The sequence below is a fragment of the Bacillus sp. (in: firmicutes) genome (genome assembly GCF_031983925.1).
GTDB lineage: Bacteria > Bacillota > Bacilli > Bacillales > Bacillaceae_G > Bacillus_A > Bacillus_A pacificus.
Genome location: NZ_DALYZR010000002.1, coordinates 830,608 through 856,632, shown reverse-complemented (window position 1 = coordinate 856,632; position 26,025 = coordinate 830,608). Strand labels below are relative to the sequence as shown.

The window sequence follows — 26,025 nt, the reverse complement described above, 5'->3', positions numbered from 1 at the left end:
TATGGGATTAAGAGAATGGATAAGTGGCTTTCTTGGAAGTAATAACACGATTACTTTAAAGGAGTGTCTTTATGAATTAAGTGTTGATTATTATTATAAAAAATTAGCTGTAGAAAGTTGTATTGATTTAATAGCCAACGCTCTAACCAGGAGTGAATTTCAAACGTTTGAAAAAGGGAAAGAAAAACGTGGTGAAAATCATTATTTACTTAATGTACAGCCGAATCAAAATCAAAATGCATCAGAATTTATGCATAGCTTAGTTAATCATTTAATTATGGAAAATGAATGTGTAGTAATTATGCAAAATAAGCAATTATATATTGCAGATTCCTTTGATATTACTAAGTTTGCGTTAAAAGAAAATATCTATAACAATATAACAATTGGTGATTTCACCTTTGATAAACCGTTTAATGAATCTGAAGTATTTCATTTTAAATTGAATGACCGCAATATTATGCAAGTCATAGATGGAATGTATAACAGTTTTGGGAAATTGCTTGCATCGTCCATTGACTATTATAAAAGAAAAAATAATAAGCGCTTGTTAATTAAAGGTGATTTTCTAAGAGCGCAAGATCCAGAAACGCAAGCCGCGATTGATGAAATGTTTGAAGGTCAATTAAAAAATTGGTTTAACGCTGATAAAGTAGGTTCTGCTTTTCAATTACAGAATGGATATGAAATTGAAGATATGAGTGATAGTAAAAACGGCGTCGCAAACAATAGCACAAGCCGTGATATTAGCGATTTAGTCAGTGACATATTTGGTTATGTAGCAACGGCTTTTCATGTGCCTATCGGTATTTTAAAAGGTGATGTGGCTGATATTGAAAAGCAAATGGATTCGTTTTTAGCATTTTGTATTAATCCGATTGCTGAATTGATACAAGATGAATTTAATCGAAAGATGTACAAAAAAGAAGAGTATTTAAAAAGAACATACTTAAAAATTGATACAACAAAAATTAAGATTGTTGATATTACGAAATTATCAACCGCAATGGATAAATTATTTGCGATTGGTGGCCTAACAATTAATGATGTCATAATGATGCTTGGAAAAGAGCCTATTGATGAAGAATGGGCAAACAGAAGACATGTAACGAAAAACTACCAAGAAGCTGATTCACTGGAAGGAGGTGAAACGGATGAAACGTTACAAGAATGAAAAATATAACCATTTAGCTAATGTTCAACATACATTCAAGGCAGAAACAAAAACTGATTCATTAGATATAACGATTTATGGCGATATTGGGGAATCGTGGTGGAGTGATTCTACATCAGCAGTTGATATTGAGAAAACATTGAAAGCTACTTCGGCAAATGTTATTAATATCAATTTGAATAGTCCTGGTGGGGATGTATTTGATGGGATTGCGATTTATAACCAACTTAAAAACCATCCGGCAAAAATCATTATTAATGTAGATGGACTGGCAGCAAGCGCCGCATCTATTATTGCTATGGCAGCAGACGAATTAATTATGAATACAGGTTCTATGTTAATGATTCATGAAGCTTCTACATGGACGTGGGGGACAAAATTAGATATTCGTAAGACATTGAATGCTCTTGAGGGAATTGACAAATCGCTTGCGGATATTTATATGACTCGTTATCAAGGAGAACGTTCAGAAATTGAGACAATGATTGCCAATGAAACATGGTTTACCGCAAATGAGGCAGTAGAATTTGGATTGGCTCATAAGGTAAATGAACAGGTAGAAGATGACGATGATGTGGTAGATCCAGAAGAATTTAAAAATAACGTACTTCAGAAGTTCCGAAATAAAAACAAACAGCAGAATGAACCACCAGCAAGTTTAAATGAAAATATACTTAACAAATTTAAGCGCGCGTAAAGCAGTGCTTTTTTTATTGTCTTAAAAACAGGAGGAAATAAGATGACTATTAAAAATTTAGATAGAAGTGTAATTGAAAATAAAGAGTCACAAATTACTAATGTAAAAGAAGCCCTTGAAACAGGTGATGCACAGGCGGTCGCTGAACGCATCGTAACAAACATGGAAAATAATATGCAGCATTTCCAAGACATGATGAACGGAATTATCGATGAAGCACAACAAGCTAAAAATGAAAATTGGGATGCTCAAGTATTAGCTTCACGCGGTGTTCGTACTTTAACGAACGAAGAGAAAAAGTTTTACAATGCAGCAATTGAGGTGAATTCATTTAATGAAACACATAAATTGATGCCGCCAACTATTTTCGAACGTGTTTTTGAGGATTTAGAAAAGGAACATCCATTATTATCGCTCGTTAATTTCCAAACAGTTGGGGCAACTACTCAATGGATTGTTAGGAAAGAAGGAGCCGCTTCAGCTTATTGGGGGGATGTTTGTGATGCGATTAAAGAGATGATTGATGAAGGATTCACAACAATCGATCAAGGTATGTTCAAACTTAGTGGATTTTTAGTTGTATGTAAAGCAATGTTCGAACTAGGTCCTGAATGGTTAGATAAATATGTTCGTACATTTATGAAAGAAGTTGTGGCCGAAGAGTTAGAAAAAGTTATCGTTATGGGAACAGGAAAAAAACAGCCAATTGGTATGATTAAAGATTTAAAAGGAGCCGTAACAGATGGCATTTATCCAGACAAAAAGAAAGTAGTTTTAGCTGATTTTACGCCAGCGACTATTGGTAAAAAAATCTTAGCACCTACTACAAAAGAAGGTACGAAACGATATACAGGTGTAACATTAATCGTGAATCCCTTAGATTATGCAACAAAATTTTTCCCAATTGGAGCGAAACGTAAAGACGATGGTACTTGGACATATGATAATTTCGGTGTGCCGGGCTTAACAATTGTACAATCACCAGCTGTTCCATTAAATACAATGATTGGTGGTAAACCAAAAGATTACTTTATGGGTGTAGCATCTAAACAAACTTTAGAATCAAATGACACAGTACGCCTTATTGAAGACCAACGTTTATACCTTATTCGTCAACTTGCGAATGGACGCCCACTGGATCATGATTCATTCACAGTATTTGATATTACAGCACTTGAGCCGAAAGAAGGAACGCCAACGCCTTAAAAGGAGTGAATAATATGTACCAAGTATTAAATGATTTTATTGAAAAAGAGCATGATGATATTACTTATAAAAAAGGCGATCAATATCCAAAGGCTGGATTTAAGTCTAACGCTAAACGTGTGAAATATTTGCAATCAACCGAAAATCCATATCAAATTGCTTTCTTAGGTCCTAAACTTGAAAAAGCAAAAACGACAAGTAAGTCTACAGAAAAACATTCAGATCAAGAAGAGAAGTAGGTGGTTCAATTGGAAAACAATCTTCTTGCTGAATTAAAAGATGTTCTTAAAATAACTTGGAACGAAGAAGATGCTCATTTAAATAGTATTTTAGATAAAGGAAAGGCGTATTTGTTTGGATTAACGAATGCGTCTTTTGATTTTTCAAAAGAGTTAACACCGAAAGATTTGCTATTAGAACGGTGTCGATATGTCTATAACAATGCAGGTGATGAGTTTGAAAAAAATTATAAAAATGAATTATCCAGGCTTATTTTAGATGTAGCTTTAGGAAAAGTTGGTGTAATCAATGGCTCTAAAAGCGTATAGAGAAACCTTAAATGATGGATTTCTACAATACGGATATAAAAAAACAGAACGCTCAGAAGAAGGGAAAAGAATAGGTGAGAAGTTTCATGAAGAAGGAAAGCTTGCCTATAAAGTAATGTCTTTACGGGACAGTGATTACAAAATGGTGGGCGTTTTAACAACAGGATTAGATTTAAAAGTTAAAACACTATACCCACCTTCATTTAGAAAAATAAATAAAAATAAACTTAAGGTATTAATGGATGGAATCGAATATGACGTGATTAAAGCGGATCATGATTCTAACAAACAATACCTTTTCTTTTATTTGCAGCAGGCGGTGAAATCTCGTGAATGAAAAATCTAAAAAGCTTATGAAGGAGCAGAGAAGTGGCGTTAAAAAAGCTCTTGAAGACGGATTTAAGCTTTTAGTTGTTGAGGATGAACTAGCAGAAGATGAGGAATCGCAGCTAACAGAAGAGGGATACAATTGTTTTATTTTGGAATATGGTGAGTTTCGACCATCTTCAAATGAGCGTACAATTTCTCAAAGTATATATGTTAGTTATTTATCGGAAAATCAATCAAATTTAGATGAGCAGGTCATTGATATTATTTCGTGGGTTAACAAGGTGAAAATGGTATCCTTTGTAGTTTCTAAAAGTGATCGTCTTCAAGTGAAAGATACAGATCGTTTTATTGATCGTGTAGTTTTTACATTTAAGAGGGTGATTCCAATTGAGTGCATTTGAGCTTGATTACGAAGCAATAGAAAAACTTGAAGAAAAGATGCGGGTTTTACCAAATAAGATGGAACCTACAATCAATACCATTCTCCACACGAATGGTATACAAATTGCAATAGAAGAGATTACAAAGCTGATTCCGGTATCTCGTTCTAAATGGAGTGTTCGAAATAAGACACATGCCAAAGATAGTAACTGGTCAAAAAGCGAAAAGATGAATTTAGGTTTTAGGATATTGGCCCGTGGTGGAGCAGCTAATAAAAAAGGATCGTTTGGTTATCTAGTCTTCCCAAACGAAGGAAGAGGTTCGCATAATCCTTTAGAGCAGCGATTTGCGGAGCGTGGGATTGTAAACGCTAGGCCAAGGATTTTAGAAGAATTACACAAAGGTGTAGATAAAGTATTGGAGGAGGAATTTTAAATGGTTAAAGTAATTGAAGAATTTGATTCCGTGACGATTGCGAATGCAAGTATTCAATTTAAAAAGAAAGGTGTCCAAGAACCAGGTGAGAAATTTGGTTGCGTTGGAACGATTGAAGGGGAACCAGAAAACAAGGAAACGAAAAAAATATGTGGTGGCGTGACGTTGAAAAAGAAATCGAAAACTACGGAGCTTAAAATTACTGTTTCAGCACATATTCCTGTTAAAGTAGCAAGAGATTATTTTGGGTTTGATACAACAGGATTAAAGAAAGGCGTTTGGGCGTACGGTAGTGACTCTAAAGGATATGATTTTGTGTTTACAGCTGATGTTGTAGACGAATTTGAAGATTTAGTAAAACTTATTGCGTTTCCAAATTGCTCAAATTCCACTGGTTTTAAATTTGCTATTGCGAATGGTGAAGAAGAATTGGCAATGCTGGAATTAGAATTCACAGCCTTACCAGATGATTTAAATCACTTCTATTATGAGGCATTTGTGGATGAGTTAGAAGATGCAACAGTAGCACAAAAATGGCATACACAATTTAATTCAGCTCTTGTTCAAGGAACAACACCAGCACCTTAAAAAAGTCCTAGTTTCATACAGGGCTTTTTTCTTTTTGGTTTAAATAAGAAAAAATGAAAGTGAGGAAATAGCAAATGAAAGTCCAAAAAATAACATTAAAAGAAGCGGAATTTGTAAAAGTAGATGGTGAGTATGAACAGCGATTCGTTGATGAACAAGAATATCCGGCGTTTTTAACAAATTACGCTTTGAAAAAAGGTCAGGAAGAAGGGCTTATTCATAGTTCGATTATTGCTGACATTGTAAAGTTCCAAGCTTTAGATGGGCTAAGAGATAAGGATAATAAAGACTTATCGGCATTAGAACAAATTGATCAAACAAGTATTCATAAAGTGATTTATATGGCATTTAAAGGAGCGAACCCTAAAGAAAAGTTAACATTTGATGAATTCCTAAAGAAGTATCATGATTCGTTAGCAGAATCTATGGAACTATATACGAAACTGGTTGTTGATGTAATTAGTCAAGACCCAAATCAATTTGCCGCAGCGCTGAAGAAAAGTACAAATAGCGGCGGTAACGGTGAAAAAAAGTAAAAAATCCAGACATTAAAATTGAATGTGTGGAAGATAAATACGTCTTGTATTGTCTAGTCTCTGGAATAGATCCAGAGACTTTTTGGCATGAGCCAATTTCGTCTGTTGAGCGTATTTACGCAGGGATTACAGCGTTTGAAGCATGGCGTAACAATCCCAAGTAAAGGTAGGTGAGAAAATGGCCAGAAATAATTCGGAAGTTGAAGTTATATTTAAAGCGCAAAATAAAGATTTTAATGATGCTATGAAGGGCATGAATCAGGAAACTAAAAAACTTCGTCAAGAAATGAAATTACAAGAAGAGCAGATGAAGTTAAATGCTACTGATTCAGAAAAACTACAAGCAAAGCTTCAAAACCTTTCCCAACAGTATGCAGTTGCACAAAAGGCGACGCAAGCAACGGCGGAACATTTACAACGTGCTAAAGAATTGTACGGAGAAAATTCTACTGTTGTAGCAAAGTTGGAATCAAAATTACGAAGTCAACAAATAACAGAACAACAGTTAGCGAATAGTATTAAACAAACTTCTGAAAGTTTAAAACAGGCGAGAGATGCTGAACAGGAAAGAACAAGTGAAACAGCTAAAGCAGCTCAAAAACTGAAAGAGCTAAAAGGACAGGAAGAACAGTTACAATCTTCTCTTTCTAAGTTAAATGCTCAATACGAGTTGCAAAAAGCAACGCTTGGTGAGAATGCTTCAGAAATAGAGAAGTTACGTCTAAAAATAGATAACCTCGGAGAGCAACATACTGTTGCAGCTAGTAAAGTACAAAACTATCAGAAACAGTTAGATCAAGCCAAACAGCAGTATGGTGAAAATGCTAGTGAACTCCAAAGATATGAAACGCAGCTAATACAAGCTCGGACAGCAGAACAGCAGTTGCAGAATCAATTAAGTGCGACAAATAAAAGTTTGCAGGAACAAGAAAACGCAACGAAACAATTAAAGACATTCTTTGATGCGACTGAAACGAGTGTAGACCACTTTGCAAATGCATTAGGGAATAACCTTACAAACGCAATACGAAACGGTACAGCGACAGCTAGGCAGTTAGAACAAGCAATTCAAATCATCGGTCGTGAAGCATTAGGTTCAGAAGCAGACATTGAGAAATTACAGCGATCTCTTCGTTCTATAGATGATGGAAACTCATTACAACAAGTTCGAAATGATTTGAGAGACCTTTCACGAGAAGCAGAGAGAGCATCACACAGTTTCAAAGAATTAGATATTGGTTTAGAAAATATTCTAGGTGGATTAATGGCTGGTGGTGGTATTTCAGGAGCCATTGAGCAAGCGCTTGATACCTCTAAATTAAAAACAAAAATTGATGTTTCTTTTGAAGTTCCAGCATCCTCTAAAAAATCGGTAGAAGAAGCGGTTCGTGGTGTAGAAGCCTATGGTGTTGATGTGGAAGAAGCACTGGAGGGTACACGTAGACAATGGGCGTTAAATAAAACTGTCAGTGATAAAGCGAATGCTTCCATTGTAAAAGGAGCAGGAGCCATTGCAAGTGCTTATGCAGGTATAGATTTTACTGAGTTAATTCAAGAAGCAAATGAAATTGGTAATGAATTAGGGATAACTAGTGATACGGCCTTAGGGTTAACGAATCGGCTGTTGAAAATCGGTTTCCCTCCTGAGCAATTGGACATTATTGCTGAATATGGTGGTCAGTTAACACGAGCTGGTTACAATGCTGAAGAAGTACAAGCAATTATGGAAGCTGGTGTTGATACAGGTACTTGGAATATTGATAATCTCTTAGATGGACTAAAAGAAGGCCGTATTAAAGCGGCTGAATTTGGTCAAGGTGTCGACAAGTCTATGAAAGAAGCTCTTGAAGGCACTAAAATTTCGGCTGATCAGTTAGAAAAGTGGGGGAAATCTGTCGCTAAAGGTGGTAAAGAAGGCTCGGCAGCAATGACAGAGATTGCTAAAGCTTTAGTTAGCATTGAAGACGAAACAAAACGAAACGAGATTGGTGTTAAGCTTTTCGGAACGATGTATGAAGATCAAGGGCAGAATATTACCAATACACTTATTGGTGCTCAAGATAAAGTTATAGATTTAAACAAAGATCAAGAACAACTAAATGAAATGATCAAGAAAATGGATGCCAGCCCGGCAGTAAAGTTCCAAAAAGCTATGAACGATTTGAAAATGGCACTTGAACCTGTTTTAGGAGTTATTGCTGATGTAATTAGTGCTTTTGCGAGCTTTGTTTCAGAACATCCAGCGTTAGCAGCAGCTATAACAACAATTGTAACCGCGCTTGGAATCTTAATTGGAGCTGGTATGGCTTTAGGGCCTGTATTTATTACATTAGCCAGTTATGCCACATATGCCGGACTAAGTGTAGGAGCGGTTGCCGCGACATTCTTCTCCGCCACCGCAATTATTATTGGGGTAACCGCCGCAATTGTTGGATTAGTTGTTGGGATAAAACACCTTTGGGAAAACAACGAAGGGTTTAGAAATAGCATTACGAATGTAATCGAAAGCGTTCAAAACTTTGGACACGCATTATCTTCACTTGGTAAATATCTATTCTATACGGCTGTTGATGGAGATTATTTAAATGATTGGATTACTCATTTACCAAAAGGATTTCAAGATGCAGCTGAAATGATAGGATTGGCAGTTAGCAAGATACGCGAAGCGTGCCTTCATCTTTTTGATGCAGTAAAAGCTGTTTTTTCAGGAGATTTTAGCCAGTTAGGCGAAATCTTTAAGATGATCGGTCCTAGTATAGCGGGAGCAATTATCGGAGGACTTCCAGGTGTTCTCGTATCTGTGTCTCGTTATTTACCAGCAATAGCGGAGTATTTGAATGCAAACTCAGGAATTATTCTTGAAACTATTACAAACATTTTTACCAATATAGCTAATTTCGTAACAACGGTATTACCGCAATTTCTTGAAGCGGGATCACAAATGATTTCAAACCTTGTGAATGGTTTGGTTGTAGCGGCTCCAATTATCATCGAAGCCATTGTTGGGATTATAAATACAATTTCACAGATGATTGCTACCTATCTCCCTATGATTGTTCAAACGGGAATACAAATCATTCAAACTTTAATTTCTGGAATTGTACAAGTCTTACCTACACTGATAGAAACAGGACTTCAATTGATCCTAACCTTAATAAACGGAATTATGCAGATGCTTCCACAGTTAATTCAAATAGCTGTAACAATTATTCAAACTATTATTAACGGAATTATGTCATTTTTACCGCAATTAATTGAAATGGGGATAAATTTATTAGTTTCATTAATTACAGGAATCACACAAGCTTTACCAATGATTGCTTTAGCGATTATTACAGTCATTACAACTTTAATTGAAGCCATTACAGCGAATTTACCTATGATTATTGAAGCTGGTGTTAAGGTTTTAACTAGCTTAATAGACGGAATCATTAAAATGCTACCGCAACTTATTGATTTAGCAATAAATCTTATAACCAAAGTAGCGGAGACTTTATTAGCAAACTTACCTAAAATAATTGAATCCGGTGTAAAGATTTTAATGGCCATTATTGATGGAATTGTACAAGTGTTACCACAGCTTATTATTGCGGCTTTAGATTTAATTGTCAAAATAGCATCTACATTAATTGCGAATTTGCCGAAGATACTTGAAGCTGGTGTGAAAATTTTACTTATGTTGATTGCCGGTATCGTAAAAGTGATACCAGAATTAATTGCAGCAGCATTAAAGCTAATTGTTACTTTAGCAGGAGAATTAATTAAGAATCTACCTAAAATCCTTGAAGCTGGTGTTCAACTGATTTGGGCTTTAATAAAAGGTATTGTCAGTATGGTTGGAAAATTAGGTTCTACAATCGTGACAGATATTGTACCGAAGATTGTTGATACTTTAAAGAAGATTGATTTATTCAAGATAGGTAAAGATATTATAAGTGGATTGATAGACGGTCTAGGTAGTATGGGTGGTAAATTGTTAAATAAGGTGAAATCTATTGGTAACGATATTCTTGACGGTTTTACTTCATTCTTCGACATTCATAGTCCATCTCGAAAAATGAGGGATCAGGTTGGTAAGCAAGTTGGTGCCGGGATTGCTGTAGGTATGGAGCAATCTGTATCGACGGTTCTCGCAGCGGCTAAAAACTTAGCAACTTCGGTCTATTCCGTATTAGAAAATACGTTAGGTGCGTTCAATAGTTCCGCTATCAACGGAATGATGAATAACAATCCTCTTAGGAGTTATTTTGAAGCAATATTATACGATGGAGATTATCTTAATGATTGGATTACTCATTTACCAATGGACATGAGGGATGCATTAAAAGCGGTGGGTAAAGAATTAGAAAGTTTCACCATTGATGGAGTGGAAGACGATAGTCCTATTGCCCGTTATATTCGTAGTATATTAGAGGGCGGGAACCCATCCCAAGATATACTAAAAGAATTTAAGGAATCCAATAAGTGGTTAGAAATCGGTAAAAAAATAGCTGGTTTCAGGGAACAAATTCTAAAAGATTTTTATAATGCTCCAAACAATAATGCAAACAAAGATAATGTGTTGCAATCCGCTTTCAACAATATCTCAAATATGGTGGATGATACTTTTAAAAAGTTAAATTTATATGGAATAAATAAACAAGATAACATCGCTTCTAATCTGTCTGCACTGGCGACAGGAGCAGTTCAACCGATTGTTCAGCCAATTGGTAGTGGTCCTGTTGAAATTAATTTTTATAACACAATTAATAATGAACGTGATATTGATCGTATGTTTGAAAAAGCCGATGATTGGTTTGTTAAGAAAGGACAATCATTAAATATAGGTATAGGGAGGGCGCGACGTGGTTGATATTCGAATAAATGAAATGTTAGGGCAAAACTACCATCTTTGTATGGTAGAGCGCCCTAAAATACCGACAGCTAAAAAGAAAATTGAATTTATTGAAGTTGACGGAAGAGAAAATGGAGCGTTAACAAAAGAAAAAGGTTATGAAGATGTTGATTTTACAGTTGAGTTTAATTTACTTGAAGATGAAAATATTAAACCTTTATTAAGACAAATAAAAGCTTGGATAATGAGTGCTAAGATTGTTTCATTCACTGACGACTATGTTTATAGAAAGATAAAGTCAGTTGAAATTGGAGATATAGATAATGAAATAGAGGAATACGGTAAGTTCGAAGTTATATTTAAAGCTGATCCATATGAGTACGCTATTGAACAGCCAATTACAATAACAAATCCCGTTACGATTATAAATCAAGGTACATTACATTCTTTACCGAAATTAACGATTTACGGAACAGGAAATATAACGATACAGATTAACGGAATTTCATTCCAAGTAAAAGACGTTAATCCTTTTGTTATTGTTGATTCTGATTTAATGGAATGCTACTACAATACAACTCCTATGAATAACAAAATGGTTGGGAAGTTCCCTACATTCAAAGAGGGAGAAAACACAATAGCGTGGACGGGGAGTGTATCTAAAATCGATATAGAAACAAGGTGGCGATACATTTGATTACACTTTATAAGCCTAACGAAACAGACTTTACCCACAATGGTATAGGTATTCTTGATAATAATATTTATGAAGCTGAAATTGAGGAAATTTTAAACGGTGTTTATACACTAAGTTTTAAATATCCTCTTTTTTCTCCACATGGCTTAGAAATAGATGGACAATATTTAATCAAAGCGCCAACTCCTGATGGAGATCAATTGTTCCGTGTGGCAAATCCACATCCAACTAATGGTATTGTACAAGTGTTTTGTTATCACATTTTCTACGACTTGGTGGATAACTTCATAGAAGATACAAACATCGTGGGTAAATCAGGAATGGGCGCTTTAGATCAAGTTAAAGGCGCTCTACAATATCCAACTAAATTTGATTTTTATAGCGATATTGAGAACATTGCAAATGCACGATTAGTTGGAAAAAATCCAGTAGAATTCTTATTGGATAATGGACAAGATAACTCATTCTTGAACCGTTGGGGTGGCGAGCTATTACGAGATAATTTCAACGTACGAATGTTATCTAGACGCGGTAGGGATCGCGGTGTTGTAATCCAACATAAAAAAGATTTATTAGGATACGAAGCGGATGTGGATTGGCAATCTCCTATTACAAAGATAATGCCGCAGGGCTTTGATGGACTTCTTCTTCCCGAAAAATATGTAACTAGTCCGTTAGTCAATAAATATGTGAATCCTAAAATTAGAAAAATTGAGTTCCCGGAAGTTAAAGCAAAGCAAGGAGATGCTATAAACGACGACGATGCTTTGCCGTTGCCAGAAGCTTTAAACAAATTACGTGGGCTTGCATTAGGGATGTTCAATAGTCAACATGTGGATCAACCACTAGCGACTTATAAAGTTAAATTCCAGGAGTTATCTCAAACTGAAGAATATAAAGATTTATCTGTATTGCAACGTGTTTATATGGGGGATACAGTAACAGTTCAACATTTGGATGAAGGAATTGACGTCAAGGCAAAAGTTGTATCTTACAAATACGATCCATTGAACGAAGAATATATTGATATCACATTAGGAAACTATAAAGAGTCATTTACTGATGTGGCTAACAAAGTAGATAGAATACAAGATAATCTAGACGGATTAGAAACGAGTTTCTTACAAAAAGCTAAGGATCGTGCTACTGATTTGATTAACAGTGGTTTTGGCGGTCATGTTCGTATTTATCCAGAACGTATCTTAATTATGGATACAGAAAAGGAATCAACAGCTAGAAAAGTGTGGCAATGGAATATCAACGGTTTAGGCTATTCTAGTCAAGGCATTAATGGACCATACGGTTTAGCAATGACGATGGATGGCTCAATCGTAGCCGATTTCATAACAACTGGAAAATTAAATGCTTCAATGGTTCAAACTGGATTTAATGAATTCGGTAACGTAATTAAATTATTACCTGAGGGTTTAGAGTCGCGAGTCAACGGGAAAAGAAGAATGCAATTAGACTCCATAGGTAGGCTTAATGTATTTGATGATACCGAAACGATGATTGGTTTCCTGGGGTACCAAGGAAAAGCGGATATGCCAGGTAAGAAAGGCGTAAGCGTCGCTATCCGTCCAGGTAGGTTCTTGAGTTTATCTGTCTACAATACTGCCACAGACTACTATAATCCGTATTTTGAGATTGTAGATGACCCTAGTATGTATGGAATGAAAGGTAACCATATGTGGGAAAATTTATTGACTAACGGTTTTAAAATTGTCTTTAACAAAAGTAGTGATGGGATAGCTTATAAATATATACAAAAAATAAGTTTCCCTGATGGTGATAAATTAGCTTTAGTTTCTGATACTGGCATCGCTCTTTCTCGTTTGTCCGGAGATACCGCCATTAATATTTTAGGCATCAAAGACGATTACTCTTACTCTCACGGAACGTTTTACGCCAATGGAGGTATTGGATTCGATGGTTCGGGCACTAACCGCCTTAATAACGGTGTGTTTAAAACAAGTTCATCTTCTTTAGCTGTTAGTAGCGCAACGAAAGCAATGCTATGTTATGCGGTTAACGGAAGTTTTTACGAAGTGTTTAGTGTTACTTACAAGAATAATCTAGATGCATATGGCGAATTAAATATGCATAATTGGGCTATTGTTAATACAACTGTAAATAGAACTTTAGTCAATAACAATATAGACCAACCACAAACTTTAGTTAGATCGTTAGCAACAGTTAACGCAACTAAAGAAATGTCTAGTGTAATGAACTCTTCCGAAACCTTTACCCACATTGGAGAGAGCGAAACTGTGGATGGACAAGTTAAGATTGATTTACCTATTTTCTTTCAAAATGAAACAAGTAATTATCATGTTTTTATTAGTAAATATGGTCGCGGTGATATCTGGGTTTCTGAACGTAATGCAAAATATTTCATTGTGGAAAGCGATAATGATATTTCATTTTCTTATGAAATTAAGATTGTGAAAGAGGAGGAATTATCAATACGACCTATGTTAGCTCGATCTGTAAAAAGAAGATCGAGTATTTTTGACATGGCTGGTGATATGCCAGAAGAAGTAACTGTGGACGGTGAAATTAAAATTGATGAATCTGAGTACAAAGGAGTGGAATGATTATGAAGACCAGATTAATCCTTGATATCAACAAAACACAATACGCCCAATTAAACTCCCTTGTCACTGGAAGGGTAGGTGATAAAGATATTAATACCGTGGATGTATATGTTGTTGACGGTTTTATTCCATATAACCTAACTGGAAGTGACGTTTATTTCGAATGTGCTAAACCTGACAATACTTCTGTAAGAGATAAGAATGGAATCACTATGATAGATGCAGCGAAAGGACATTTCGAATACACATTCCCAGCACAAACATTTGCATCTGTGGGAAAATCTAAACAAGCGTATTTTACTGTGGAGAAGAATTCGACTGTAAAGGCGACAACTCAAGACTTTATTATCGTTTCATTACCTGATGCATTGACTAACAGAATTCCATCTAAAACTTACATTTCTCAATTAGATCAATTAATTAGAGATTTAGAAGCGATACAATTAGATGTATTAAACAGCGTAGCATATCAAGAAGCACATGACGCAAAAACATTTGCCGAACAAGCTAAATCAATTTCTGAAAGTGTACAAGAACAATTGAATCAAATTGTTATAAATGGTGATTCTTCCGTTGAAGCAGCTCAAGCGAGGGTAGATGAAAACGGTGAATCATTTAATACGTTAAAAGAGCGTATAGATAAAGGTTTTATAAATAATACTTCTCAAATTGAGATTTTATCGAATATTGCATATAACGTAAGAACATATGGTGCAAAGTTAGATGGTGTAACGGATGATACTATATCTATACAAAATACAATCAATGAACTATCGAAAATCGGGGGCGGAAAAGTCCTTATACCTTTTACAAACGAAGGGTGCGCTATAAAATCAGGTGAAATTGTAATACCGTCTAACATTATCGTCGAAGGACAAAACACAAAAATTATTATTAATTCCGTAAATACAGTTAGAAATGTATTTAAGACTGATAAAACAAAAGTTAATAAAAATATAAACTTTAAAGGTTTACATTTTTATTCAAAAAACGATAAAACAAGAAGCAATGGAAGAGGGCAATTAGGTTCTAATGTTAACGCGATTGTACTATCTAACGTAGAAAACATTAAGTTAGAAAAACTAACATTTGAGAATTGTGAATTCGGCCTAAAAATAGATACGTATGGGAAACAAATTCATTTTGACAATTTAAGTTTTAATGGAACTTACCAACCTTTTTATGTATCTAATACAGATGTTATAACAGGTAGAACATTTTATTCGGATAGATTGGGTATGAATAGTGGATTTGATCATCACATTTATATTAATAGTGCAACAACAAATTTAACTATAAGTGACATTAAGATGATTGGTAGTAATAGTTATGCTATAGATGTTAAAGATGATACGGGAAATGCGCCGCCTAAAAACATAATATTTACTGATATTGTTTTAAATAGTGGAGGTGGATTAATTGCATCTGAGCAAAAAGCAGATGTTACAATTTCAAATGTAATAGTTACAATAGACAAAACTCTTACATCAAAAAACATATTTGCTAGTATAGAAGACGGGAAACTTAAGGTCTCAAACTTTTCTGTTTCTGGCGGTGGAACATTAATATCAGGTCTGAATTCACCTAACGGTATCATTATACTAATAAATGGGATTGTAGACAGACTTTCAACAAGGGTAGTAGTAGCTAATTCGCTAGGGTATGCAAAGTTAGATAAAGTAACTTTTTTAGATGTAATCAGTGAAGAGGGAGTAGCTATATTTAACCACACTGGTTACTGGGTTACTTTACTTGAATTTTATGACTGTCATCTTACTCTTATATCTCCGAAAACAAATGACCCTATATCACACAGAGCAAACAATACTAGATATTTCAACTGTACGTTTGATATAAAAACACAAACACCTTTACCGTATGTAAGTTACACATATGAACAAGCTCGAAGTATGTTTAAAAACTGTATCGTTTCTGGTAATTTTACTACTTTCGAATGGGTTAATAGTAATGGTAACGTTGTATTTTTAGATTGCGTAGATGAAAGAGATAATTCTATATTTAACACTAAAAGTGCTATAAAGAAACTATATGGTGTTGGATCTCCAGAAGGAGTAATAACTGCAAAAGTCGGAAGTGAATACATTCGCTCCGATGGAAGTACAGGAAGTACTTATTACATTAAAGAGAGTGGCACAGGAAGTACAGGTTGGATCGCAAAATAGAAAAGTTTTTTTGAAAATATGTCCATGTAATATATGTATATTGTATAATTATGTTAAAAATTAATTTATATTAGGGATTGGTGTAAATGGAAGAGAAAATAAAAACTGATTTATACAGATATACTGGTAATAGCTCAAAAAAAACATTTTTTAAAAATTTAATAACTAATGAAGGATTTAGATACACTTATATTTTAAGAAAGTGTCAGTTTTATAAAGGTAAAAAGATTCGTAAGTTTCAATATATATTTTGGAAGATTTTATTAAGAAAATACAGATATAAATATGGATATGAAATATCTGATGCAGTAAAAATCGGAAAAGGCCTTTATATTAATCATCTCGGAGGTATTACCGTCAATCCTAAAGCCATCGTTGGTGATAATGTTAATATTACAAAAGGCGTTACTATTGGACAGGCTAATAGAGGGAAGAAGCAAGGTGTTCCAATTATAGGGAATAAAGTATGGATAGGAGCAAATTCTACTGTAGTAGGAAACGTTAAAATTGGAGATAACGTATTAATCGCTCCGAATACTTATGTTAATTTTGATGTTCCAAGTGATTCTATCGTTATAGGAAGTCCAGCGAAAGTCATTGAAAACAAAAATGCAACAGATGGATATGTAAATAATGTTGTTTAATAAAAACTAATTTAAATTATTATATTCCAATGCTATTTTAAATAAAATACGGCTTTGAGTAAAAATTCAATTCATAGATCAGGAGGAGTGACTTCGCTTCTCTTTTTATTTTGAGGAGATGATCAGTGTGAAACGAATAGTAGACCAAGAAATTTATGAAAAGCATGTTAGCCAAGAAAACAAAAACCTAGTCAAAGATTTTCTAATTGAAAAGAAATCACAAGGGAAAGCGGCAAGCACTTTACAGCAATATCATTGGGATTTACGAATTATTTTGTTTCTATTACATCAACACTTCGAAAATAAAAATCTAATTGAATTAACACGTAAGGATATTCGAAACTTATCTATTATTTTTCAAGAGCTGGGAATGTCTAATGCGCGTGTAAATGGACTGATGAGTGCATTAAGGTCCGCGTTAGAGTTTTGTGCGGATGATGACGACTATGATTATGAATTTAATGTAGGTTCACGGGTTAGAGGATTACCTAAGAATCCAGTCAGAGAAATCACTTTTATAACTGAAGAACAAATTGAGTGGTTAATCGATGAATTACTTGAACAAGAGAAATATATGTTAGCAACCTATTTAGCGCTTTCTTATTACAGTGCAGCAAGGAAGAATGAGGTCTACCAAGTTCAAAAAGAAGAACTGACAGAACGTTACTTTACAAACGTAGTACGTGGTAAGCGAGGTAAGAAATTTAGATTGTATTACAATCCCCGAGTACAGAAATGTATTCGTTTATATATAGAACAGCGTGGTAAAGATACTATTCCAGATTTGTTCGTACGAGTTTATAAGAATGGTGAGCGAAAACTTTTAAATAAGAGTGCATTTAATTACTGGTGCAAGATATTCGCTAAGATGCTATGCGAAAAAGAAGGTAAGGAATATAAAATTAATCCTCACTGTTTTCGTCATAGCAGATTAGATAATTTAAAAGTGCAAGGTGTACCACTAGAAAAATTAAAATCACTTGCAAATCATTCGGATATTTCAACAACACAATCCTATTTAAAAGACAGGAGCGAAGAGGATATTGCAGATATTTTCGGAATGGATCCAAGTTGCTTTGCAGCTTAAAGGGAGGCTTAATAAATGCCAGAACAAAAACATGATGACTTTAAGGAATTACTAGTTGGATTAACAAGGGTGGAAACTAAGCTAGATACACTCGGCAATGTTAAGGATGTTGCAATTGAAGCGCAACAGTCAGCGAAAAGTGCTCATTTGAGGATTGATCGATTAGATAAATTAGTATTTTGGATTGGTACTACAGTAGTTGGAGCTATTATCACCGGTGGGATAATGGCTCTTTTTAAATTCGCAGGGAAGTGATCGTATATACGGTCACTTTTTTTATTGAAAGGAGGTGAGATTATGAAAAACTTTGATGCAGCTTCAATTAGTCGTTATGTCGTATTAGTAATCGCTGTGATTAACAGTGTTTTGAATCTTATTGGGTACCAAACGATTGATGACAAAATTACAAACGATTTAGTGGCAGTAATTACAGGAGCTTTCACTCTATATATGGCATGGAAGAACAACTATTTAAGCAATAAAGGATTACAACAAAAAGATGTATTACAAAAAAATAACTTACACTAAAAGGAGATGTTGAACAATGGGTTGTTTTGCAGGATCAGGTGGTCACAATAGTATCGTGCAAGGTGCAAATAGCGCTTATGGGAAAGAACATGTGGAGGATAGAAAGTTCCTTGATGCAGTTGCTAAGTATGTACAAGCAGCTGGATGGAAATATGTGAATTGTTCTGATGAAGTTGGAACAACACAAACTGCAGTTTGGAGCAATGCAGCAAATAATCATTTACGTGTAGCGGATAGTAATGTAGATTTGCAATTTCATTTGAATGCTACACCTGGTGGTACAGGGTGTGAAGTTTGGTTACATCCTTCGTACGGAAATAGAGAATTAGCAGCAAAGATTTCAAAGGCAATGGCTGATGCATTTGGATTGAGAGATCGAGGGATTAAATTTTCTACGGATTTAGGATGGATTAATAAAACTAAGACTGGATTACTCCCTGAAATTTGCTTTATCGATAATGAAACAGATATGCAAAAATACCGTGCTAACTTTGATAAGGCAGCTAAAGCGGTAGCTGAAGTTATTGTTGGCAAAACAATTCAATCAAGTACAAATAATGGAGAGGTGGAGATCACAGTGAATAAATTTAATAAAGTTGTTACGTATGAATTTGGAACAGCGTTAGTACCAGAAATGTTAGGAATGATGGATTCTTTAGGATATGAATCTCGTATTATTTCTGGTGGGGACAAGCAAGGTCTAGTTAGATTTGAGACAAATTACCGCCAAGGGAATGAATTAGATCGAGCAACAGTATGGTTAGATGCGAAAGGACTTAAATACTTCTATACAAAAGAATAGTTTTATAAAAAAAGAGCCGTTGTTGAGCGGCTCTTTTTTTATTTGCCCTCATAATCATCTTCAATCCAAATATCTTCTAAACGCATATCCAACACTTTAGCTATTCGATACGCAACAGGTAAGGTAGGTAATCCACCTTTAACTAAAGCTGACATCGTCGAGCTTGCGATGTTTGCTTTTTTTGCTACAAAACTATATTTCATTCCTCGGTTATCTAAAATTTCTTTTAAACGGCTTTTCATGTTACCACCTCTTTTATGTTTGTCTTTTGTATTTTTTCTCGTAGGACAGGCAAATTCCTTCATTCTAGTTCATATACCTATATCAAGACCACGAGGAATACCAAGTGGAACTAAGGGCATCAAGAGGGGAGAGGATTACATGCGTTGGCAGTACAATCATCTGAACACAACTCCATATCTTCATCCGTCAAAAGAATTACGCTCGATGTACAATGAATCCAGATCAAGAGCAGAAACGGAATCAATTATGAATCATATGAAAAATCATGAAGTGTTTAATAACAAGGAATATAAAAGATATTTCAGTTTATCCCAGGTTATTGAAGAGGATCTATATGGTGAGGAAGAAGATATTTTAAATTGGGAAACTTTAATGGAATGTTATGATGCAGTCCTTACAAGAAAAGGTATTATATTTCGTGAAAAAGAAGAGGAGGAATAGGCATGACACTCGCAGGAGAAGCGGTAGTTATTTGGACGGCAACAGGTTTGTCAGTAGTTGGAATGAAGGTAGCAGAAAAAATGGGGAAGAATGTTCCTCATTGGCTTCCACGTATTACTTTGTACACAACGCTCACGGGCTCGTTCTTATATCTTCTACGTTATGTTCTGGTTATGTTTCTATGAAGGAATACAATATGGAAGGGTGGGACAACAGAGAAGGTATAATGAAAGACTTGTCCCGTCATATTCCAAAAGAGTGCAATGATATCCTTATAGGATATTTAAGGGGGAAATGTTTATGTTGGAGTTACTACTGGTTCCCACGGCAGCGCTAACTTATGCATTAGTAAGTGATAAGTTCAAACGAAAAGATGATGATAAAAAGAAAATCCAAGTCTTTTTTGAGGTGAGCGGGATTGCTATTAAAAGGGAAGATAAGTTGCATTATCCTAAGTTTCAAAAACAAATTGATGATGAGCGCAGCACAACATATATTTACACTTTACCTGTAGGTATGCCTAGCAAAATTATTCAAAAGGTTGAGGACGTTGTGAGTGAGGGATTAAACAAACCTGTTCGGATCCATTACGATAATTATAAATTAAGCATTCGAGTATTTCATAAAGACATACCTAATAAGTGGAGATGGTCCGAAACATTAGTCGAACAAGGGAAATGGCTTGTACCTATAGGGCAAAGCTTAGAAGAATTAATTTATCATGATTTTGATAAAACTCCACACATGACTTTAGGTGGTTTAACACGTATGGGGAAAACCGTATTTTTAAAGAATGTAATGACATCTCTTATTACAGCACAATCAGACCATACGCATTTATACATTGTTGATTTAAAAGGTGGATTAGAATTCGGGCCATATCAAAATTTAAAGCAAGTTGAATCTATAGCAGAAAAGCCGATTCAAGCGTTTCAAGTTTTAAATACAATTCTTGAAAAGATGGAAGAAAAAATGTGCTATATGAAGGAAAGGCACTATACAAACGTTGTGGAAACAAATATAAAAGAACGACATTTTATCATAGTTGATGAAGGTGCTGAACTTTGCCCAGATAAAAGTATGAGTAAAGAGCAGCAAAAATTATTAGTGGCTTGTCAGAGAATGCTTTCTTATATAGCAAGGATTGGAGGGGCGCTTGGGTTCAGACTAATTTTTTGTACACAGTATCCAACAGGAGATACATTACCGCGGCAAGTTAAGCAAAATTCAGATGCAAAGCTTGGATTTAGATTACCAACACAAACGGCTTCTCAAGTGGTTATAGATGAATGTGGTTTGGAATCGATTAAAAGTATACCTGGACGCGCTTTGTTTAAAACGGATCGATTAACAGAAATTCAAGTACCTTATATTTCTAATGAAACGATGTGGAATGTACTAAAACAATACGAGGTGGAGAAACATGAACATACAAACACACATCAAATTGAATCGTCAGATGATGATTCTGACCTCGATTAGAAAGCTTAAATTTGCTACACGTAGGCATTTAATGGCTATACATGATTTAGGTGGCATAAGAAATGCAAACCGTATATTAAAGGATTTAAGCGCATTTGTTAACAGTACCGTGTACAAAAAAGAATATGTATATTACTTAAATAAAAAAGGGCGCGCACTATTCGATGATACAGAAAAAATAGTACCAACAATTCGATTAGCGCATAGCCTTATGAGAAATGAAGCGTGGCTCTATCTGTTTTGTCCGGATGACTGGCAGATAGAAACACCTATACGTTATAAAATAGATGATAAAAAGAAGACAATTATTCCAGATGTAAAATTCCGAGATGAAGAAGGAATATTAAATGCTGTTGAAATAGATCGGACACAGATGATGAATATAAACAGCGAGAAAATGAAAAGGTATGGTGAGTTTACAACTTACTACAAAAATAAATATAAGGGTAAAATACCAATCGTTCATTTTTTTACAGTAACGGAATACAGACAAAAAACTTTAGAGCAATTCGCAATGAATAATGGTGTTTACGTGAAGGTGTATATTGTCCCAGAATTTCAATAAAAAAGAGCTGAATGAAAATCCAGCTCTTTTGCCCCCCTTTTTCTTTGCAATGCCCCACCTTTGCCCCACTTTATAGAAAAAGATAGAAAACATTTGGAAAAGGTCATAAGTAAGAACGCTGATATAACAGGGTATTTACAATGGTAAAAAAGCAAAGAAAACAGTTGTATCTATTTGTAGGACAAGTACAGTTAGAGTTTCGTGAAGTATCATTTGTGGAAAAAATAGTTCCTGAAAATAGAGAGAGTATGTTGCGCTTCCGTCTTCGCACTGGAGATGAAGTGACGTATGAAAAATTGAATAATCACCTTATAAGAAAAGTGAACATGCGCGGAAGAGAAGTTATATTACAAAATGTTGAAATGGTTTCGTATGAAGTAACACCTCATTTGCTCTTTATCAATGTGAAAGATAGGAGTGGGAAAATATATGAAGGTGTAGCTATTAGGTATAGTGAAATGGAAATAAATACATGAGAAAACAAGATGGGTTTACGATGCCAGGAACAATTATTTTTCTTGTATTATTAACTTCGTTCTTTATATACGAAACGAATATGTTGCTTATAGATAAAAAATTTTATATTGAAATAGAGCAAAAGTTTGTACTGGAGGAAATACTAAATCAATCTATTACAAATATAAAAAAAGACTTACGGCAAAAAGAAAAGGAAGGTACTTTTTTCTTTTCATATGAAAAGGGCGAAGCGAGTGGAAATTACGTATTTGAAAACGACGTTATTCTCGTTTCATTGCAGTGCAAAATAAAACAGGAAGTTTTCTATAAAGTAAGCTTTCGGTATAGAAAAAAAGATGAGAAAATATTCGATTGGATAGAAGGATAGTATGTGAAATATATGGATAAAAAACCATGATTTATCATTTGAAAATAGGCTGTTTTTTAAAAGGAAATGGATAAATAAAACAATTAAAAGTTTAAATTTTCTCAAAAAAGAGAAAGGTAGAAAGAATATGATATATTCATGCTATCCAATCATTATTTTTAGGGAGAATAGGGAAATGACAAACAACAATCAAATAGGTGAAAATAAGGAACAAACTATTTTTGATCATAAAGGAAATGCAATTATGACAGAAGATAGGGAAATACAAATTATTTCAAAATTCGAAGAACCTCTTATTGTCGTGTTAGGAAATGTATTAAGTGATGAAGAGTGTGATGAATTAATTGAATTGTCTAAAAATAAATTAGCGCGTTCTAAAGTTGGCTCATCACGTGATGTAAATGATATTCGAACAAGTAGTGGTGCATTTTTAGATGATAATGAACTTACTGCGAAGATTGAAAAACGAATTTCATCTATCATGAATGTTCCTGTTTCGCATGGAGAAGGATTGCACATTTTAAATTATGAAGTGGATCAACAATATAAAGCACACTATGATTATTTTGCGGAACATAGTAGATCAGCTGCTAATAATCGTATTAGTACGCTTGTCATGTACTTAAATGATGTAGAAGAAGGCGGAGAAACTTTCTTTCCGAAATTAAATCTTTCTGTGCACCCTAGAAAGGGAATGGCAGTATACTTTGAGTATTTCTATCAAGATCAATCACTAAATGAGCTTACGTTACACGGAGGGGCACCTGTAACGAAAGGTGAGAAATGGATTGCAACGCAGTGGATGAGAAGAGGTACTTATAGATAAAGCGAGTATGTTACGTTTTGTTCTTCAGTGTATAAGAAGAACAAAACGTTTTTTTATTAAATAAAGTAGCATCTTTCGTTATAATAACAAGTAATACATGACGATTGAGAGGAACGAAAATGAAATCTATATACATAACCGGCTATATGGGAGCAGGGAAAACAACAATTGGAAAAGCGTTAAGTAAAGAACTTCACATGGATGTTATAGATACAGATCAAAAAATTGAAGAGAAGCAAGAGAAGGAGATTCGTGATATTTTTGCCGAAGAAGGTGAAATGACTTTTCGGGAATATGAAAGTGAGATGTTACGTTCACTACCTGTTGAAAATGTAATCATTACAACTGGCGGCGGAATCATTGAGCGAGAGGAAAACCGAAAGTGGATGAAGGAAAATGGCACTGTCGTGTATTTATATTGTGATCCACACGTAATTGCAGAGAGGCTTCGTGAAGATACGACACGTCCACTATTTCAGAAGAAAGATATAGATGCATTTGTAATGAAATTCGAATCGCGCCGAGCTTATTATGAAGAGGCTCATATTCATATTGATACGACGAATAAGTCTGTAAAGCAAATTATGAATGAATTAAAAGAAAAGATTAATGGATAAAAAAGTGGACATACTAATCAAGTAGAGGTGATGATAATATGTCTACTAATGATTATGTTCGCTTTGTGACACAGCAGTTTGTGTCGTATATGGATGCTCCAAAAGAAGATCGTAAACAAAAGAAAGAACAACGCCGTGCTGAAAAAGAGCCATTTATGAATAAGTGGTTTGGTGTTATGCCGCTAAGTGCTGCTTTGTTTTATCAAAACGTAAAAAATAAAAGAAAAAAATCAAGTTAAAGATTTCGTAATATGTGTAGCAAAATGAAAATCCCCTAGTAGCATCATACTACTAGGGGATTTTCATTTACTGCATAGACTCTTTTTCTTCTGTAACGGCATGTATTTTATTGTTCACCCAGACAAATCCAATTCCGATACAAATGGAAATGCCCCATCCAACAGCGGTCATAATTGCTCTCATTTCACCGTAGCCATCTACACCGAAAACAGAGATGAAATAAATTTTTAAGAAGCTTTTTAATATGAATTGTAGACCGAAAAAGAGCGTTAAATATTGCAATGCTGGATAGATACGACTATCACGATACAGTTCACGACTTTTATCACGGTCATGGCCTTGCAGTGCAGCAATATCTGCTGCGAAATATAACATAAGTGGTTTTTTTATAAAAATTGTACATATAACGATAATACCGAGTACGATGTGATAATACGCATCGTTCCACAACATTCGTTCAGCCGATCCAGATAATAGATCTACCGTTGTATTAGAAATGAGTGTAATTAAAATAAAGAACCCTGTTACGTTAAACTGTTTTTCTTTTTTAAAGGTATACAGTGTATAAATAATCCCCGGAACAGAGGAAAGTAACATTGCGTAATAAGGATCGATATAAGGTTTTGCAAATTTCCAAATGAGGAATGGGATTACGAGATAAAAGACAAGATCTAATATAGCTTTTTTATTTTGATTCATATACAGCCTCCTTAAGTCATACATATATTTTATAATATAATTTCTGAAAATTGTATAAGGTTTAGTGGAAAAAGAAAAAGTATATGATTAGTAGATTGAAAAAAATACCCCTAGCGTAGTAAGTTTTTTTAGTATATAATAAAGGAAACGCTTTCATTTTTAGTTTGTTCACAAAATGGACGGAAAATCACATATTTACTATCGATATGTTGCTTTATAATGAAACTAATTAAATATACATGCATACAATATTGTGAAATAAATAACATAAATAATTTATATAAATGTAAACGTTATCAAAAGAGAGAGGTGGAGGCAATGAGTAAATTTTTCTTCAATCATAATCCAGCAACAGTAGAGGATGGAAGGCTTGTTGAATATGCTGAAATTATTTATGGAGAAGGCGGCCGTTCTGTATTAGAAAATTTAATGGTGAAGGCATCTATCAGATTGCGTGATCGTTATCCGAATAAATCTGACGAGCAGATCTCGAACCTAGTAAATAAAGGCATCCATGATATGTTTCAAAAATATGTGAGTGAGTAAGAGTAGCCATTGGCTACTCTTATTTTTTTGTATAAGGATGGTGTCTCTAGCTGAAAATAAGGGTGTATTTTGAAAGATATAAAAGGAGTGAAACAGATGAGCAACGGAATTGGCCGTTCAAAAGAAAATCTTCCAACTGATGCAAATCATGTGAGTGCAAAGGATCGTGCGTATCAAAAACGCATGGCAAAGCAAAAACAACAAGAGCGTAATGGTGATAGAGGATAATTCAAAAAAGCTCCTTCAAAAATGAAG

At 34.6% G+C, this 26,025-nt stretch carries 32 protein-coding genes and 1 pseudogene; 30 read left to right on the top strand and 3 right to left on the bottom strand.

Annotation, left to right across the window (positions count from 1 at the left end; genetic code table 11):
* The first annotated feature begins 1 nt into the window (after position 1).
* From RTP99_RS10500 to RTP99_RS10410, 19 genes are all read left to right on the top strand, one after another.
* A complete protein-coding gene (locus RTP99_RS10500) occupies positions 2–1,174 on the top strand; it encodes a phage portal protein (RefSeq protein WP_046648204.1) in 1,173 nt (390 codons plus the stop codon).
* A complete protein-coding gene (locus RTP99_RS10495; RefSeq protein ID WP_046648201.1) occupies positions 1,155–1,871 on the top strand; it encodes a head maturation protease, ClpP-related in 717 nt (238 codons plus the stop codon). The genes RTP99_RS10500 and RTP99_RS10495 overlap by 20 nt, the downstream gene beginning before the upstream one ends.
* 42 nt (positions 1,872–1,913) lie before the next feature.
* Positions 1,914–3,077 carry a phage major capsid protein gene (locus RTP99_RS10490; RefSeq protein WP_046648198.1) on the top strand — a complete coding sequence of 388 codons (1,164 nt, stop codon included), beginning with the start codon at positions 1,914–1,916 and terminating at the stop codon, positions 3,075–3,077.
* Between the two features lie 14 nt (positions 3,078–3,091).
* The gene (locus RTP99_RS10485; protein WP_046648195.1) at positions 3,092–3,316 is read left to right on the top strand and encodes a hypothetical protein; all 225 of its coding nucleotides are present in this window, start codon (positions 3,092–3,094) and stop codon (positions 3,314–3,316) included.
* A gap of 9 nt (positions 3,317–3,325) precedes the next feature.
* Positions 3,326–3,625, top strand: coding sequence for a phage head-tail connector protein (locus RTP99_RS10480; RefSeq protein ID WP_046648194.1), 300 nt, complete (start codon positions 3,326–3,328; stop codon positions 3,623–3,625).
* The gene (locus RTP99_RS10475) at positions 3,606–3,962 is read left to right on the top strand and encodes a phage head closure protein (protein WP_046648192.1); all 357 of its coding nucleotides are present in this window, start codon (positions 3,606–3,608) and stop codon (positions 3,960–3,962) included. Before RTP99_RS10480 ends, RTP99_RS10475 begins: the two co-directional genes overlap by 20 nt.
* On the top strand, positions 3,955–4,356 hold the full coding sequence (locus tag RTP99_RS10470; RefSeq protein ID WP_233461857.1) for a hypothetical protein: 402 nt from the start codon (positions 3,955–3,957) through the stop codon (positions 4,354–4,356). The genes RTP99_RS10475 and RTP99_RS10470 overlap by 8 nt, the downstream gene beginning before the upstream one ends.
* Entirely contained in the window at positions 4,343–4,771 is a 429-nt protein-coding gene (locus RTP99_RS10465; protein WP_080344566.1) for a hypothetical protein, read from the top strand. The genes RTP99_RS10470 and RTP99_RS10465 overlap by 14 nt, the downstream gene beginning before the upstream one ends.
* On the top strand, positions 4,772–5,359 hold the full coding sequence (locus RTP99_RS10460; RefSeq protein WP_048533096.1) for a hypothetical protein: 588 nt from the start codon (positions 4,772–4,774) through the stop codon (positions 5,357–5,359).
* A 74-nt stretch (positions 5,360–5,433) separates the two neighbouring features.
* Complete coding sequence (locus RTP99_RS10455; protein ID WP_046648187.1) at positions 5,434–5,895, top strand: hypothetical protein; 462 nt, start codon at positions 5,434–5,436, stop codon at positions 5,893–5,895.
* A gap of 178 nt (positions 5,896–6,073) precedes the next feature.
* A complete protein-coding gene (locus RTP99_RS10450; RefSeq protein ID WP_046648186.1) occupies positions 6,074–10,747 on the top strand; it encodes a hypothetical protein in 4,674 nt (1,557 codons plus the stop codon).
* Positions 10,740–11,426: a phage tail domain-containing protein gene (locus RTP99_RS10445; RefSeq protein ID WP_046648184.1), complete on the top strand. Its 687-nt coding sequence runs from the start codon at positions 10,740–10,742 to the stop codon at positions 11,424–11,426. The genes RTP99_RS10450 and RTP99_RS10445 overlap by 8 nt, the downstream gene beginning before the upstream one ends.
* Positions 11,423–14,023 carry a phage tail spike protein gene (locus RTP99_RS10440; RefSeq protein ID WP_052760943.1) on the top strand — a complete coding sequence of 867 codons (2,601 nt, stop codon included), beginning with the start codon at positions 11,423–11,425 and terminating at the stop codon, positions 14,021–14,023. Before RTP99_RS10445 ends, RTP99_RS10440 begins: the two co-directional genes overlap by 4 nt.
* Complete coding sequence (locus RTP99_RS10435; protein WP_312365550.1) at positions 14,020–16,206, top strand: BppU family phage baseplate upper protein; 2,187 nt, start codon at positions 14,020–14,022, stop codon at positions 16,204–16,206. Before RTP99_RS10440 ends, RTP99_RS10435 begins: the two co-directional genes overlap by 4 nt.
* A gap of 86 nt (positions 16,207–16,292) precedes the next feature.
* A complete protein-coding gene (locus RTP99_RS10430; RefSeq protein WP_046648182.1) occupies positions 16,293–16,850 on the top strand; it encodes a serine O-acetyltransferase in 558 nt (185 codons plus the stop codon).
* A gap of 127 nt (positions 16,851–16,977) precedes the next feature.
* The gene (locus tag RTP99_RS10425; RefSeq protein WP_192825546.1) at positions 16,978–17,937 is read left to right on the top strand and encodes a tyrosine-type recombinase/integrase; all 960 of its coding nucleotides are present in this window, start codon (positions 16,978–16,980) and stop codon (positions 17,935–17,937) included.
* A gap of 15 nt (positions 17,938–17,952) precedes the next feature.
* A complete protein-coding gene (locus tag RTP99_RS10420) occupies positions 17,953–18,192 on the top strand; it encodes a hemolysin XhlA family protein (protein WP_001115042.1) in 240 nt (79 codons plus the stop codon).
* A 42-nt stretch (positions 18,193–18,234) separates the two neighbouring features.
* Positions 18,235–18,465, top strand: coding sequence for a phage holin (locus RTP99_RS10415; protein ID WP_000787571.1), 231 nt, complete (start codon positions 18,235–18,237; stop codon positions 18,463–18,465).
* 16 nt (positions 18,466–18,481) lie between these two features.
* A complete protein-coding gene (locus tag RTP99_RS10410) occupies positions 18,482–19,267 on the top strand; it encodes an N-acetylmuramoyl-L-alanine amidase (RefSeq protein ID WP_048532957.1) in 786 nt (261 codons plus the stop codon).
* A 38-nt stretch (positions 19,268–19,305) separates the two neighbouring features.
* Here the strand turns inward: RTP99_RS10410 and RTP99_RS10405 are convergent, their stop codons facing one another.
* Complete coding sequence (locus RTP99_RS10405) at positions 19,306–19,509, bottom strand: helix-turn-helix transcriptional regulator (RefSeq protein WP_000842304.1); 204 nt, start codon at positions 19,507–19,509, stop codon at positions 19,306–19,308.
* Positions 19,510–19,648: 139 nt separating this feature from the next.
* Here RTP99_RS10405 and RTP99_RS10400 point away from each other — a divergent pair, with 139 nt between their 5' ends.
* From RTP99_RS10400 to RTP99_RS10360, 9 genes and pseudogenes are all read left to right on the top strand, one after another.
* Positions 19,649–19,951, top strand: a complete 303-nt coding sequence (locus RTP99_RS10400) for a hypothetical protein (protein WP_001267632.1) — start codon at positions 19,649–19,651, stop codon at positions 19,949–19,951.
* A 2-nt stretch (positions 19,952–19,953) separates the two neighbouring features.
* On the top strand, positions 19,954–20,136 hold the full coding sequence (locus RTP99_RS10395; RefSeq protein WP_000170788.1) for a hypothetical protein: 183 nt from the start codon (positions 19,954–19,956) through the stop codon (positions 20,134–20,136).
* A gap of 115 nt (positions 20,137–20,251) precedes the next feature.
* Positions 20,252–21,433: an FtsK/SpoIIIE domain-containing protein gene (locus tag RTP99_RS10390; RefSeq protein WP_000891531.1), complete on the top strand. Its 1,182-nt coding sequence runs from the start codon at positions 20,252–20,254 to the stop codon at positions 21,431–21,433.
* Positions 21,375–21,998 carry a replication-relaxation family protein gene (locus tag RTP99_RS10385; RefSeq protein WP_001025811.1) on the top strand — a complete coding sequence of 208 codons (624 nt, stop codon included), beginning with the start codon at positions 21,375–21,377 and terminating at the stop codon, positions 21,996–21,998. Before RTP99_RS10390 ends, RTP99_RS10385 begins: the two co-directional genes overlap by 59 nt.
* 140 nt (positions 21,999–22,138) lie before the next feature.
* A pseudogene (locus RTP99_RS10380) lies at positions 22,139–22,474 on the top strand (competence type IV pilus minor pilin ComGF); the annotation flags it as partial.
* A complete protein-coding gene (gene comGG / locus RTP99_RS10375) occupies positions 22,471–22,842 on the top strand; it encodes a competence type IV pilus minor pilin ComGG (RefSeq protein ID WP_001231188.1) in 372 nt (123 codons plus the stop codon). The pseudogene RTP99_RS10380 and the gene comGG, both read left to right, overlap by 4 nt.
* Before the next feature lie 175 nt (positions 22,843–23,017).
* Positions 23,018–23,668, top strand: coding sequence for a 2OG-Fe(II) oxygenase (locus RTP99_RS10370; protein ID WP_000183846.1), 651 nt, complete (start codon positions 23,018–23,020; stop codon positions 23,666–23,668).
* Positions 23,669–23,787: 119 nt separating this feature from the next.
* Complete coding sequence (gene aroK, locus RTP99_RS10365; protein WP_000836629.1) at positions 23,788–24,285, top strand: shikimate kinase AroK; 498 nt, start codon at positions 23,788–23,790, stop codon at positions 24,283–24,285.
* A gap of 38 nt (positions 24,286–24,323) precedes the next feature.
* Positions 24,324–24,524 (top strand): YqzE family protein, encoded by a 201-nt coding sequence (locus RTP99_RS10360; protein WP_000106079.1) that lies wholly within the window; start codon positions 24,324–24,326, stop codon positions 24,522–24,524.
* A gap of 67 nt (positions 24,525–24,591) precedes the next feature.
* Here RTP99_RS10360 and RTP99_RS10355 read toward each other — a convergent pair whose 3' ends face one another.
* Complete coding sequence (locus RTP99_RS10355) at positions 24,592–25,224, bottom strand: VC0807 family protein (protein WP_001073109.1); 633 nt, start codon at positions 25,222–25,224, stop codon at positions 24,592–24,594.
* 128 nt (positions 25,225–25,352) lie between these two features.
* Positions 25,353–25,469 carry a hypothetical protein gene (locus tag RTP99_RS10350; RefSeq protein ID WP_003279814.1) on the bottom strand — a complete coding sequence of 39 codons (117 nt, stop codon included), beginning with the start codon at positions 25,467–25,469 and terminating at the stop codon, positions 25,353–25,355.
* A gap of 73 nt (positions 25,470–25,542) precedes the next feature.
* Here RTP99_RS10350 and RTP99_RS10345 point away from each other — a divergent pair, with 73 nt between their 5' ends.
* Positions 25,543–25,770, top strand: coding sequence for a hypothetical protein (locus tag RTP99_RS10345; protein WP_000032699.1), 228 nt, complete (start codon positions 25,543–25,545; stop codon positions 25,768–25,770).
* A 96-nt stretch (positions 25,771–25,866) separates the two neighbouring features.
* On the top strand, positions 25,867–25,998 hold the full coding sequence (locus RTP99_RS10340) for a hypothetical protein (RefSeq protein WP_000064669.1): 132 nt from the start codon (positions 25,867–25,869) through the stop codon (positions 25,996–25,998).
* The last annotated feature ends 27 nt before the right edge of the window (positions 25,999–26,025 follow it).